Annotated in this window: 12 protein-coding genes; 11 read left to right on the top strand and 1 reads right to left on the bottom strand. The window is 63.8% G+C overall.

The features are described 5' to 3' along the window. Positions 1 to 54: 54 nt before the first annotated feature. The 6 genes from FHS96_RS17830 to FHS96_RS17805 all read left to right on the top strand — a co-directional run bounded on the left by FHS96_RS17830 (position 55) and on the right by FHS96_RS17805 (position 6,161). Positions 55 to 1,236 (top strand): CaiB/BaiF CoA transferase family protein, encoded by a 1,182-nt coding sequence (locus FHS96_RS17830; protein ID WP_429594564.1) that lies wholly within the window; start codon positions 55 to 57, stop codon positions 1,234 to 1,236. 1 nt (position 1,237) lies between these two features. Further along, the gene (locus FHS96_RS17825) at positions 1,238 to 2,647 is read left to right on the top strand and encodes a 3-isopropylmalate dehydratase large subunit (protein WP_429594561.1); all 1,410 of its coding nucleotides are present in this window, start codon (positions 1,238 to 1,240) and stop codon (positions 2,645 to 2,647) included. Beyond that, positions 2,644 to 3,276 carry a 3-isopropylmalate dehydratase small subunit gene (leuD, locus tag FHS96_RS17820; protein ID WP_429594559.1) on the top strand — a complete coding sequence of 211 codons (633 nt, stop codon included), beginning with the start codon at positions 2,644 to 2,646 and terminating at the stop codon, positions 3,274 to 3,276. The genes FHS96_RS17825 and leuD overlap by 4 nt, the downstream gene beginning before the upstream one ends. Positions 3,277 to 3,623: 347 nt before the next feature. Further along, the gene (locus FHS96_RS17815) at positions 3,624 to 3,926 is read left to right on the top strand and encodes a hypothetical protein (RefSeq protein ID WP_429594556.1); all 303 of its coding nucleotides are present in this window, start codon (positions 3,624 to 3,626) and stop codon (positions 3,924 to 3,926) included. Beyond that, on the top strand, positions 3,833 to 4,303 hold the full coding sequence (locus FHS96_RS17810; RefSeq protein WP_429594949.1) for a hypothetical protein: 471 nt from the start codon (positions 3,833 to 3,835) through the stop codon (positions 4,301 to 4,303). Before FHS96_RS17815 ends, FHS96_RS17810 begins: the two co-directional genes overlap by 94 nt. Before the next feature lie 967 nt (positions 4,304 to 5,270). Continuing rightward, complete coding sequence (locus FHS96_RS17805; protein WP_429594553.1) at positions 5,271 to 6,161, top strand: LysR family transcriptional regulator; 891 nt, start codon at positions 5,271 to 5,273, stop codon at positions 6,159 to 6,161. Between the two features lie 207 nt (positions 6,162 to 6,368). On the opposite strand, the gene FHS96_RS17800 is transcribed toward FHS96_RS17805, so the two are convergent. Then, positions 6,369 to 6,788, bottom strand: a complete 420-nt coding sequence (locus FHS96_RS17800; RefSeq protein ID WP_429594550.1) for a YybH family protein — start codon at positions 6,786 to 6,788, stop codon at positions 6,369 to 6,371. 446 nt (positions 6,789 to 7,234) lie between these two features. On the opposite strand from FHS96_RS17800, the gene FHS96_RS17795 reads away from it, so the two are divergent. From FHS96_RS17795 to FHS96_RS17775, 5 genes are all read left to right on the top strand, one after another. After that, positions 7,235 to 9,037, top strand: coding sequence for an amidohydrolase (locus tag FHS96_RS17795; protein ID WP_429594547.1), 1,803 nt, complete (start codon positions 7,235 to 7,237; stop codon positions 9,035 to 9,037). A gap of 520 nt (positions 9,038 to 9,557) precedes the next feature. Continuing rightward, entirely contained in the window at positions 9,558 to 10,208 is a 651-nt protein-coding gene (locus tag FHS96_RS17790) for a TetR/AcrR family transcriptional regulator (protein WP_429594544.1), read from the top strand. 172 nt (positions 10,209 to 10,380) lie between these two features. Continuing rightward, positions 10,381 to 11,568: an amine dehydrogenase large subunit gene (locus FHS96_RS17785; protein ID WP_429594541.1), complete on the top strand. Its 1,188-nt coding sequence runs from the start codon at positions 10,381 to 10,383 to the stop codon at positions 11,566 to 11,568. Positions 11,569 to 11,570: 2 nt separating this feature from the next. After that, the gene (locus tag FHS96_RS17780; protein ID WP_429594538.1) at positions 11,571 to 12,125 is read left to right on the top strand and encodes a MauE/DoxX family redox-associated membrane protein; all 555 of its coding nucleotides are present in this window, start codon (positions 11,571 to 11,573) and stop codon (positions 12,123 to 12,125) included. Continuing rightward, on the top strand, positions 12,122 to 12,724 hold the full coding sequence (locus FHS96_RS17775) for a thioredoxin domain-containing protein (protein ID WP_429594535.1): 603 nt from the start codon (positions 12,122 to 12,124) through the stop codon (positions 12,722 to 12,724). The genes FHS96_RS17780 and FHS96_RS17775 overlap by 4 nt, the downstream gene beginning before the upstream one ends. The last annotated feature ends 9 nt before the right edge of the window (positions 12,725 to 12,733 follow it).

Below are 12,733 nucleotides of genomic sequence, written 5' to 3'. Positions count from 1 at the left end.
TCTATATCAAATAAGTCGCGCCATACAAGGCGTGGGGCCATAAACGGAATCAAGATGGACAAGGACGCGTTGCCGCTCGCCGGCCTGAAAGTCGTGGAATTTACCCATATGGTGATGGGCCCTGCGGTCGGCGTGATTCTTGGCGATCTTGGCGCCGAAGTGATCAAGGTGGAGCCGGTCGGCGGGGACCAGACCCGCCGACTGCTGGGCTCCGGCGCCGGCTATTTCCCGATGTTCAACCGCAACAAGCGCAGCATCTGCCTCGACCTCAAGTCCGCGGACGGCCTCGCCGTCGCGCGCCGGCTGGCGGAGGAAGCGGATATCCTGATCGAGAATTTCCGCCCCGGCACGCTCGCCAAGCTCGGCCTCTCCTACGAGACGCTGGCCGAGGCTAATCCGGGCCTCATCTATTGCTCCGCCAAGGGCTTCCTCTCGGGCCCCTATGAAAAGCGCACCGCGCTGGACGAGGTGACGCAGATGATGGGCGGCCTCGCCTATATGACCGGCCCCCCGGGCCGGCCGCTGCGTGCGGGCGCTTCGGTGATCGACATCACGGGCGGCATGTTCGGCGTGATCGGCATCCTCGCCGCGGTGGAACGGCGCCACCGCACCGGCAAGGGCGGAGAGGTGCTTTGTTCGCTCTACGAGACAACCGCCTTCCTTGTCGGCCAGCACATGGCGCAGCAGGCGGTGACCGGCAAGGCGGCGGCGCCGATGCCCGTCCGCATCTCCGCCTGGGCGATCTACGACGTGTTCGATACGATGCTGCCCGACGAGCAGTTGTTTGTCGGCGTCGTCAGCGACCAGCAATGGGCGGCCTTCTGCACCGCGTTCGGGCTGACCGAACTCGGCGACAATGCCGATTATGCGAAGAACAACCAGCGCGTGCTGGCCCGCGACATCATCCTGCCGCAGGTGCGCGCGCTGTTCGCCACCATGCGTCGTGAGGATCTCGTCGCGAAGCTGGAGACGATCGGCCTGCCCTTCGCGCCGATCACCCGGCCCGAGGATCTGTTCGACGATTCCCACCTCAACGCCGGCGGCCTGCTCGACCTCAACCTTCCCGACGGCACGCCGACCCGACTTCCCGGCCTGCCGGTGGAGATCGACGGCCAGCGGCTAGACTTGCAGCGGGACATTCCCCAGATCGGCGCGGATGGCGATGCGCTGCTCACCGAACTCGGCTTCACGCCCGAGCGGATGGCAGAGATGCGCGCGGCGGGGAGCATCGGCTGAGATGGGCCTGACGCTGTTCGACAAGATCTGGAATGCGCACGCCATCGCCGATCTGGGCGACGGCGTGGCGCTGCTGCTGATCGACCGGGTGATGCTGCATGAGCGCACCGGCAGCGTCGCGCTGGAAAGCCTGGCCGAGGCGGGGCGGCCGGTGATGGCCCCGGCGCAGACCTTCGTGACGATGGACCATATCGTCGACACGCTGCCCGGCCGCAGCGATCGCACGATCATGCCGACCGGCACCCAGTTCATCACTGCGACCCGCAAGGCCGCGCAGGCGGCCGGGCTGACCTTGTTCGACATCGGCGATATCGGCCAGGGAATCGTCCATGTGATCTCGCCCGAACAGGCGATCGTGCTGCCCGGCGTCAGCCTGGTCTGCCCGGACAGCCACACCTGCACGCAGGGCGCGATGGGCGCGCTCGCCTGGGGGATCGGTTCGACCGAGGCTGAACATGCGCTCGCCACCTCCACCTTGCGCGTGCGCAAGCCGCGGACGATGCGGATCGCGGTCGAGGGCCGGCTCGGGCTCGGAGTGACGCCCAAGGATCTCGCACTCCACATGCTCGCGCGCTTCGGCGCCGCCGGCGCAAACGGTTGCATCCTCGAATATGCCGGCGAAGCGGTGCGCGCTCTCGACGTCGAGGGCCGGCTGACATTGTGCAACATGGCGACCGAGATGGCCGCCTTTTCGGCGATCATCGCGCCGGACGAGACGGTGTTCGCCTATCTGCAGGGCCGCGCCTATGCGCCCAAAGGCGCCGACTGGGATACCGCGCTTGGGGACTGGCGCGCGCTGCGGTCGGACGAGGATGCCGTGTTCGATGTCGACCATGTCGTCGACGCTGCCGATGTCGCGCCGATGGTCACCTGGGGCACCAGCCCGCAACACGCGGTGCCGATCGGCCAGGCCGTGCCCGCGTTCGAGGCGACCGGTTCGCGTGACACCCGCGCCGCCTATGATCGCGCGCTGGCCTATATGGGGCTCGAAGCGGGGCAGCCGCTCGAAGCGCTGCCGATCGACGCGGCGTTCATCGGATCCTGCACCAATGCCCGCCTGTCGGATCTGCGCCGCGCCGCCGCGGTGCTCAAGGGTCGGCATGTGGCACCGCATGTGAAGGCGATCTGCGTGCCCGGCTCTACCCGCGTCAAGGCGGCGGCGGAAGCCGAAGGGATTGACCGCGTGTTCCTCGACGCCGGTTTCGAATGGCGTGAGGCGGGCTGCTCGATGTGCTTCTTCGCCGGCGGAGAGAGCTTCGGCCACCGCCAGCGCGTCGTCACCTCCACCAACCGCAATTTCGAGAGCCGGCAGGGCCCCGAGACGCGCTCGCATCTCGCATCGCCCGAAACGGTCGCCGCCTCCGCGATCGCGGGCATGATCGCCGATCCCCGCCGCCTGGGGGCAGCATGAGCGCGCAACCTTTCATCCGCCTCGCCGCCGTCGCGCTGCCTCTGGTCCGCGACAATATCGATACCGATGCGATCATCCCCTCGCGGGAGATGAAGTCGGTCTCCAAGAAGGGGCTGGCGGACGGGCTGTTCGCTGGCTGGCGCTACAGCACCGTCGGCGGGCGCGATCCCAATCCCGATTTCGTGATGAACCAGCCGCGCTATCGCGATGCCGCGATCCTGCTCGGCGGTGCGAATTTCGGCTGCGGATCGAGCCGCGAGCATGCCGCCTGGGCGCTCGCCGAAAAAGGCTTCCGCGCGATCATCGCCCCCAGCTTCAACCCGATCTTCCGCGGCAACTGCATCCGCAACGGCATCGTGCCCGTCGAACTTCCGCGCGCGGTGGTGGAAGCGATCGCCGCCGGAGTGGACGCGGATGAAGCGGCGACGGTCGAGGTCGATCTCGAAAAGGGCTTGGTGGCCTTCGGCGCAGAGCGCTGGAATTTCGCGCTGGAAGACGAATCGCGTGAGATGCTGCTCGAAGGCAAGGATGCGATCGAACTGACCTTCAAGCGACGCGCCGAGATCGAAGCCTTCCGCCACGCCGATGAGGAGCGGCGGCCCTGGGTCTATCTCGAACGATCGGAATAGGCGCAGGCGGTCGAATGGTACCCTGTCACCTGTCAGGGCGCAGTGGGCCGATGATGTCGAGGCCGAGCGCAGCAACTTCGGCTTCGATTCTTTCGCGGATTGCGCACTATCATTTCCTGGGAATAGCGATAACCCGAACTTGGTTCGGTCACGGTTCATTCGATGCTGACTGATGCAGTTGGTCGCGAATTCCTCCGCGCGATCTTCGCACATGGATGTCGGCTATGCGCCACACCTCGCCGTCTGGGCCGCCCGATGCACCGCCCGAAACCGGACTCTGCCTCCGGGCCAACCAGCAACGTCCGCTGCTCTATCGCGGGTCGGCGCGCTGATCGGGAGGACATTCGATGGCGCAGGACCTTGAAGCGGCAGCGCGTAAGCTGGGGATCAAATATTTCCTGATTTCGTTCACCGATCTCTTCGGCAACCAGCGCGCGAAGCTGGTGCCCGCACAGGCGATCGGCGGCATGCAGAAGGCCGGGGCGGGGTTCGCCGGCTTCGCGACCTGGCTGGACATGACCCCGGCCGATCCGGACCTGTTCGCGAAGCGGATGCGCTGGCGGCGTTCCTCAACCCCACCGTCAACAGCTACAAGCGGATCAACGCGCCGCGCACCACCTCGGGCGCGACCTGGGCGCCGCAATCGGTGACGTGGACGGGCAACAACCGCACCCACATGGTGCGCGTGCCCGAGGGCGACCGCTTCGAACTCCGCCTCGCCGATGGTGCCGCCAACCCCTATCTGATGGGCGCCACCGTCCTCGCGGCCGGTCTCGACGGCATCGAGCAGCAGCGCGATCCCGGCCCTCGGCTCGACATCAACATGTATACGGAGGGTCATACCGTCACCGGCGTAAAGACTTTGCCACTCAACCTGCTCGACGCGCTCCGCGCACTGGAAGCCTCGGACCTGAAGAACGCGCTGGGGCCGCTCGTGCCGAGCTACCTCAAGCTCAAGTTTGGCGAGTGGAACGACTATGTCCGCCACCTGACGAGCTGGGAACGCGAGACCACGCTGGACTGTTGACCGGTCCCCCTTCCACTTGCGGGAGGGGCCAGGGGCGCGCGAAGGTGACAAAGGTTACAGCGAAACGTGCCTGATCCTGCGCCCGAGGGGGTGAGAGACAGGTGGTGGCCGCCGACCGCCGCCACCACGTGTTCCCCGGTGCCTGGCGTTGCGGTGGGCCGCGGGTGCGCCAGCCTCTTGCGGCCGATCATTCCGGAGATCCCGGCAACCGGCTTGGTCATGGTCGTCATCATCGCAATCTCCTTGTTGCCGACCGGGCGCGCGGGCTGATATCGCCGATGGTACCCGGCGCCATCGCATGGCTGCTCCCCCGGCTGCCGTGAATCGTCGGTTCCAACCGGGGGCGCCGGGGAGCGGCCACAGCTTTCCTGTCAACTCCGGGCGAGGTCGGTGAGCGCGACGACAAGCCAGTAGGGGCGGAAGGGCGGCCAGCACCCCCCGTACGCACCCCCAACGCGCCCTCAACACCCCCCTAACGCACATCGTTCGACAATTTCAGCGGTAGTTCGGTCCATCATGAACTTCAGAAGTGTCGGGGACATAAAACTAAACTTACCATCGCCACGCACATTGATGCCTTCGGCATAGCTATTTCCGATTGTGTCCTCGAAACTTGGCGCGGACGCTCGCAACGGTTGACCTGGCCCTCCCGCAAGGCCTGCTCCCTCGAGGCATTCTCCGGAGGCGTTGGTGCGGTAGTAGAGTGGATTGAAGTCGACGCGTTGGGACGGATTGCGGTTGCAGTGCGCTAATAATGCCGCTCGCCGAGAAGGTGGCAGCGCATTCGGGCAGGTTAAGGGATTTGGCGTCTTTGTGCGAAGGCGCGACGATCTATCTTTCCCGTGTTGGACACCGAACGGTGAAGTCCGCCGACCGCTTGACCCCGTCTTCGCGGACGATGCCATTGCAATTTGGGCTGAGGCGGGCTTCTGCAACCACATTCTGTGTTGCAGAATGGGAGTGCTGGATGGACATCGAGGAACTGCGCACCTTCGTGGAGGTGGCCGATGCACTGGGCGTCACGCCGGCGGCGCGCCGGCTTGGTGTCTCGAAGTCGATCGTCAGCAGGCAGCTCGCTCGCCTCGAAAAGGATCTGGGTATCCAGTTGCTGGCGCGAACCACCCGCGGCGTTGCACTGACCGAGGCTGGCGCGACATTTCGCGACTACGCGGCGCGTGCCTGCAGCGAGATCGACAATGCCAGGGAAATGGTTCTTCCCTTGGGAAATCTTCGTGGCCGGTTGCGTGTTGCAGCCCCGCTCACCTTCGGCCCCTCACATTTTGCTCCCGTCCTGGCGAAGATGGCCCGGCTCCATCCGGAGCTTAACATCCATGCCAGCTATACGGACCGGTTCGTGGACCTGGTTGCGGAAGGTTTTGACTGCGCGATCCGGTGTGGCTTCCTTCAAGATTCGATCATGATCGCCAGGCGTGTCGGGCCGACCTATGGCACGCTCGTTGCCAGTCCGGCCTATATCGAGGCTCACGGCGCCCCCGAAACACCGGAGGAGGTCCTGAATCATGATGCGATCATGCAGGGCACCGAGACATGGCAATTCATGGACGGCGACAAGATCGTGAAGATCCGTCCCAACGGTCGCTTCAAAGCGGACAATGGCATATCGCATGTCTCCGCGGCGCTCGAAGGCATAGGGATCGCATATCTGCCAAGCCACTTCGCCGAGGAGCATATCCGATCCGGAGCGCTGGTGCCGATCATGACGCGCTTTCCGATTCCGCCCGCCGGTATCTTCGTCGTCAGGCCGCCGAGCCCGCATCCCGCAAGAAAAGTGAGAATTCTCACTGAAATGCTGATCGAGCTCTACGGGGCGGGAGATTCGTTGCCCGCCGAAGCGTGAGGCCATCGGTCAGCCGCGCGGTCAGATGCGTCCGGAGAGCGCTTGACCTCATCGCCATGAAGCGCGGATGCGGTCCTCGCTGCACATCATCCGAGATCCGGCTGATAGTCAGAGTGTGGGATTTCCCGAAGCGGCCCCGTGACCGTTGCCTTGGTGCTCTGATGACGTCACGCGCGGCAATGATCCCGAGGTGCGCGAACCTTAAGCTTAGTGAGGCAGTGGCAGCGTCGTCGCGAACGAGTATCGCGCAATCTTCCAGATGCCGTTGCTATCTTTCTGGAACACGAACAGTTCATGGTTGGCGTCGGGGACACGCTGGTTGATCGCACTGATGGTCACATGCCCGTTCGAGTTCGTCCGGACAAACGCCCAATCGGGTGCGATCTGCACGATCTCCTGCACCGTCAGCTCGGTATCGAAGGTGATTGCCTGGAAAATGCCCATATACGCTTGCCGGATCGCCGTGGCACCGACTGCAGAGGCGTTGTTCGGTGCCATGAAAACGCCATCGGGCGCAAATAGGCTGAGCACGGTACTTGTATCGGAGGCGTTCAACGCCGTTTCGTAAGCTGCCAGTACTTTCTCGATAGCCGCCTCCGCCGATGCCATCCCGGTTGAATTTTCCAATCCTATCATAACTGTGGTCCTCCGTTTCGATCGAATAGCTGCGTCGGAATCCTATTGCCTCCCGCCGTAGGGAGTAGTCTGGGTTTCCGTGGAACTGTGTTGCAGTTTCCGGAACGCGGCATTGCAGCGGGAATGCCGATGCCCAAAGGAGCGAAGCATGCGCTGCCGCCGGCCGTGGCTCTGATGGGCCATTGCAATTCGATGTTGCCGAAGCTTCGGCAGGCACGCGCTGATTGCGACCCGTGGCGAGCAGCAACATCCGCGATCGATGCATGATGGATCCGAACCTGCTGTTCCCGCTTCTGCGACACCTTGTCCCGGTCTGACGAACTATCGGGCACCAGATCGGGGTGGCACTAACTCGAACACTATGATCGCAGAGCCGGCGCCTGCTGAGCAAATCCTCAGCCGCTGATCGCGAATATGAAAGCAGATTGGGGCATCACATGATCAAGAAAATATTCGTGGCTCTGGCGGCCATTTCGGCGTTTTCTGCGGCCCGGGCCCAGTCTTCGGAAGAATCGGCCGCTGATCTGGTGGTCTTCAATGCCAGAATCCATACGGGTAATCTGGCGCAGCCGGATGCTTCGGCATTGGCCGTGAAGAACGGCCGGATCTATCTGGTGGGCTCGGACGCCGACGTTCTCGCACTTAAAAATGCCAGGACCGTGGTGATCGATGCGCACAGCCGCATCCTGATCCCGGGCGTCATCGACGCTCATTCGCACGTGCTGAATGACAGCGGCTACAACTACAACATAAGGTGGGATGGCGTACCGACGCTCAGCCGGGCCCTGAGCATGCTCAGCGAACAGGCCGCTCGCACTCCGGATGGTCAGTGGGTCAAAGTCATCGGCGGCTGGTCACCCTATCAATTCAAGGAAAACCGCTTTCCGACGTTGGCCGAGCTTGGCAAAGCCGTACCGAACCGTCCGTTGATCGTGCAATATGCCTATAATCGCGCCTTTCTGAACAAGCGCGCACTGGAGGCACTGGGCGTTGGAACGGACCGCTTCCCCGCGCTGCCGGACACCAAGTTTGAGAAGGACAGTCGCGGAAAGCCCACCGGTATCGTCTACGGCAACACATGGACCTTCGTCGCGCTGGAGACGATGGTCCCGCAACTGACGCCGGACGAAGAGGTCAGTTCGTTGGTCTACAGCATCCATGGTCTGAACCGGTTCGGCATCACCTCGGTTGTCGACAATGGCAGCCGGTGGGGCTACCCCAAGGCGGAGCGGATGATCGACGGGCTGGCGCGAGGCAATCGTCTCAACGTCCGCCTGCCCTTCGTCGTTCTGCAACTCGGCGAAGGCGGCCCGGTGAACATGGTGGACGCTCAGCTCGACGCGATCACCAGGATCGCGCCGATCAGCCCCGGCCACAATCTTTATCCCGCCCTTGCGCATGGGCACGAGTATCGGGGAGCCGGCGAGGTGCTGCAGGCGGAAACCCACGATCATGAGAATTTCGACCGGCCGGCGATCGTCATCGAGCCCGATAAGATGCGCCGCCTTGTTGAAGAGGATGTGGCCAAGCTGGTAAAACGGCGGATCCCGTTTCGCATGCACATCAGCTACAACGAAAACATCACCCCGTTCCTCGATGCGCTGGAGAAGCTGAACGCCGCTAGCCCGCTCGACGGCCTGCGGTGGAGCCTCGAACATGCCGAGACGATCAGTCCCGAAAACATTGCTCGGGTCAAAAGGCTGGGCGGTGGCATCGCTCTGGACGCCAAGATGGCGCTGCACGGCGATGCATTCATCAAGAGCCACAGCCGTAAGGAAGCCCTGCTCACGCCGCGTCTGCGCATGCTGGTCGATAGTGGCATCCCATTGGCCATGTCCACCGATGCCTTCCGGGCGGCCACGTTCGATCCCTGGATCGGTATCAGCTGGATGGTGACCGGGAAATCGGTCTCCGGGTCCGAAATTCTCGCCAAGGACAACCGCCTGTCCCGTGTCGAAGCCCTTAAACTCTTCACCAGGGGCGCCGCGTGGTTTATGAACGCCGACACGGAACTCGGCATCCTTGCCCCTGGCTATCTTGCGGACTTCGCATTGCTTGACCGCGATTATTTCTCCGTGCCGGAAGAGCAGATCAAATCCGTAACATCGGTCTTGACGGTTGTGAACGGCAAGGTCGTCTTTGGCGCCCAGGATTATGAAGCAATGTCGCCGAAGCTGCCGACAATCTTGCCGGGCTGGTCGCCTGTCAAGGCGTTCGGCAGCTACCACGGGGAGAAATGACCAATCCTGCGGCGTGGCTGTTTCCGTTCCGGCGGTGACCAAAAAGATTGAGACAGCGCGTGCAGCGGGTTTGTTGACCACTCGCTCCTCGATACTCGCGCAGGGTTGCCGGCGGTCCACGCCCTTAAAATGGCTCGGGGTGGGGACAGCGGGGCTTCGCGCGTATGCTTGGAACCCGCGAAAGTTCAGTAGGTCACGATCAGGATTGTTTCCGGTTTATGTCCGCGGCATCCGTTCGATATGTTGCAATGCGTAAAAGCATTTCTTGGAGCTGACGATACGGCACGCCTAATCTGCGGTCTGATCAGTCGCCGTCATTTGCCGTAATCCAGCGATTTCCCATCCGATTGGCTTGGTTCAGCCCCGATCGGCGTGCCCCGAATTCGATGATTATGGCTCGCTATTCGTCGCGCAGGCGGCGATGCTTGCCTCCGACGAGGTGCGAAGGGTTGAGACCAGCGGCGCAGGCGGCTAGGGCCAGCGGGCAGGAGAGCAGGATAAGGTTGTTCCGATGAACGAGATGAGCGCTGTCCCGCGGCCCGGCGTCTACGTGCGCGGCACCGAAACGGTCGATGCGATCCTCAAGGCGGCCCTTTCCGTGCTTGTGGACGAGGGCGCGACCGCGTTCACGATCCGGCGGATCGCCGCGCGTTGCGACATGAAGGTCGGCAATGTCAGCTATCATTTCCCCCGCAAGGAAATGCTCATCCAGGTGCTGCTCGACGAACTGGTCGAGGGCTATGCGCGGGTGATGGACGAAACCGTTCGCAAGCCTGGGCTGGATGCCGGGGAAAGGCTGCGCCGCATCATCATCATGTGCCTCGACGATATCCAGTCCAAGCGGACGACGCACCTGTTCACCGAACTCTGGGCGCTCGCCAATCATGACGAGTTCGTCGCCGACCGCGTGCGGACCTTCTACCAGCGTGTGCACGACGTGATCGGAGAATATGTCGCGCAACTGAATCCGGCGCTGAGCGCGGACGAGGTCCACACGGTGGCGCTTTACATCAGCGCGTCGATGGAGGGATCCACGCCCTTCCTCGGCCATGCCAAGCCGTGGGCGCACAAGATGGGCGCGTTCACTTCGCTCGCGATCAAATCGCTGCTCGAGCTGGCGATGACGGTCACGTCGGAGGATATTGCGCGGCTGGCCATGCCCGCCGACTGATACCCACGCTGCGGCGCACAAAAATAGTTGCTCAAATGGGGCGGATGCCCCTTGACCAATCCTGGACGTGTGTCAAATCTTTCACCGGGGCGGGATGCGGACGAAATCATCGTGCGGACCGCCGGCGGCCGGACCGATATTCGGCCTGCATCGCAAAAAGGGGGATCAGCGGATGAAGAGCGCTTTCCTTGCCCGGATCTTGTCCGCCAGCGCCGCGGCCGTGCTTGCCGCCGGCGCAGCCCACGCTGCTCCGGCGCCCGCACCCGCGACCGATCCCAACCCGATCAGCGACTCCGAAACCTCGGATGTCATGCCGCTGGCGGCGCCCAACCCCAACTGGTTCTATGTCGACGGCGGCTGGGACATGGAGGGCACCAGCATCTTCGACACCGAAAGCGGCAAGATGAAGGGCATGGTGGTGACGCGCCGGCTCACCGACTTTGCGATCGATCCCGCCGGCAAATATTATTATGTCGCGGAATCGATCTGGTCGAAGGCCAATCGCGGCACGCGGCAGGATATGGTCTCGGTCTATGACAGCCGCGACATGAAGCTGGTGTCGGAGATTGCGATCCCGGGCCGCATCCTCATCGGCATGCGCAAGAACAACTTCATCGTCAGCGACGATGGCAAATGGGGCTTCGTCTATAATCTCGATCCGGCCTCGTCGGTGAATGTGGTCGATCTGGCAAAGCGCAAATTCTTCAAGAATATCGAACTGCCCGGCTGCGCGAGCATGATCCCGAACCCGGGTGTCGGCTTTTCCGCGCTCTGTTCGGACGGGTCGCTGGCGACGGTGAAGGTCGCCGGCGCGACGCCGCAGATCAGCCGCACCGAACCCTTCTTCTCCGCCACCGACGATCCGATCTTCGACAATTACATCTATGATCCGACGAAGAAGCGCGCGGTGATGCTGAGCTATACCGGCCTCATCTACACCGCGACGGTCGGCGAGACGGTGGTGGTCGCCAAGCCCTTCTCGATCCAGGCGGCGGCGGGCATCCGCCCGGGCGAGACCAAGCCGCTGGAGATCAACTGGCTGCCCGGCGGCCGCCAGGTGATGGCGCTGCACCGCGCCACCGGCCGGCTGTTCGTGCTGATGCACATGGGCGAATATTGGTCTCACAAGGCGCCCGGCACCGAGATCTGGGAAGTCGACCTGACGACGCAGAAGGTGGTCAAGCGGCTGCCGCTGGAAGAAGCGATCACCAATATCGAGGTGACGCAGACCGACAAGCCGATGATCGTCGCCAATGACGAGAAGAAGAACGGCATCGTCATCGACGCGACGAGCTGGGAAGAGAAGCACAAGATCGAAAACGCCGGCGGCGGGCTGATCACCGTCGCCACCGCCAATTGAGCATGGATGGCGCGGCCGGCCTTGCGATATGCGGCCTTGCCGCCGCGATCGGCATCGGCCTGATCTTCCTCGTCGCGGGCTGGACGAAGCTGCGCCATCGCCCGCTGCTGGCGGCGGTGGTCGCCAATTATCGCGTGCTGCCGTCGCCGCTGGTGCCCGTCGTGGCGTCGATCCTGCCCTATGCCGAACTGGCGGTCGGCGCGGCGCTGATCGCCGGGCTCGGGCGGGTTCCGGCGCTGGCCGCGATCCTGCTGCTGACGGGCTTCGCGGCGGCGATGGCGGTCAACATCCGGCGCGGGCGATCGCATATCGATTGCGGCTGCGGGCTTTCCGGGCTGCACCAGTCGCTGGGCTGGCCGCTGGTCGCGCGCAACCTGACCTTCGCGGCGCTGCTGCTGCCGGCGGCGCTGCTGCCCGCACCGGGCCTCTCCGCCGCGCAATGGGCGGTCGCGGCCGCCGGCGGCATCGCCTTCTTCCTGTGCCACCTGCTGTTCGGCGCGATCGGCGCACTCACGCGATCGCCCACCGCTGCCGCCTTTCGGAGACAAGCACGATGATGACTGCACTGATCGTGTCCCAGATCATCTCCTGGATCATCATCCTGGCGATGGGCGTGGCGCTGCTGGCGCTCGCGCGGCAGGTGGGCGTGCTGCACATGCGCGTCGCCCCCGCGGGCGCGCTGACCACCGCCGGCGGATTGGCCGTGGGGGACCAGTCCAAGCCGATCGCCGCGCACATGCTCGATGGATCGCACGCGCTGGTCGGCGGCCCGGCTACGGGTGCGGGGCTGCGCTTGCTGATGTTCGTGTCGGCGGCGTGCCCGCTGTGCAAGGCGATGATCCCGATGGCGAAATCCTTCGCCCGCGATGAGCGGGTCGCGCTGACCTTCGTCGGCGACGATGAGGTCGCCGCGCAGAAGGCGCTGGTCGCGCAGCAGGGGCTGGAGGCCTATCCGTTCGTCAACGGGCCGGAGGCGGGGCAGGCGTTCGGCGTGGCCAAGCTGCCCTTCGCGGTGCTGCTCGATGCCGATGGCACGATCCTTTCCAAGGGGCTCGTCAACAGCCGCGAGCATCTGGAGAGCCTCGTCGTCGCGCACGAGATGGGGGTGAGATCCGTGCAGGATTATCTGGCGACGCTGAAGGCTGAGGCGGCCTGAACCGGTTCG

Source organism: Sphingomonas zeicaulis (assembly GCF_050433225.1).
Classification (GTDB): domain Bacteria; phylum Pseudomonadota; class Alphaproteobacteria; order Sphingomonadales; family Sphingomonadaceae; genus Sphingomonas_D; species Sphingomonas_D zeicaulis.
Note: the sequence above shows the minus strand (reverse complement) of the source record. Positions and strands in the feature narration are given on the sequence as shown.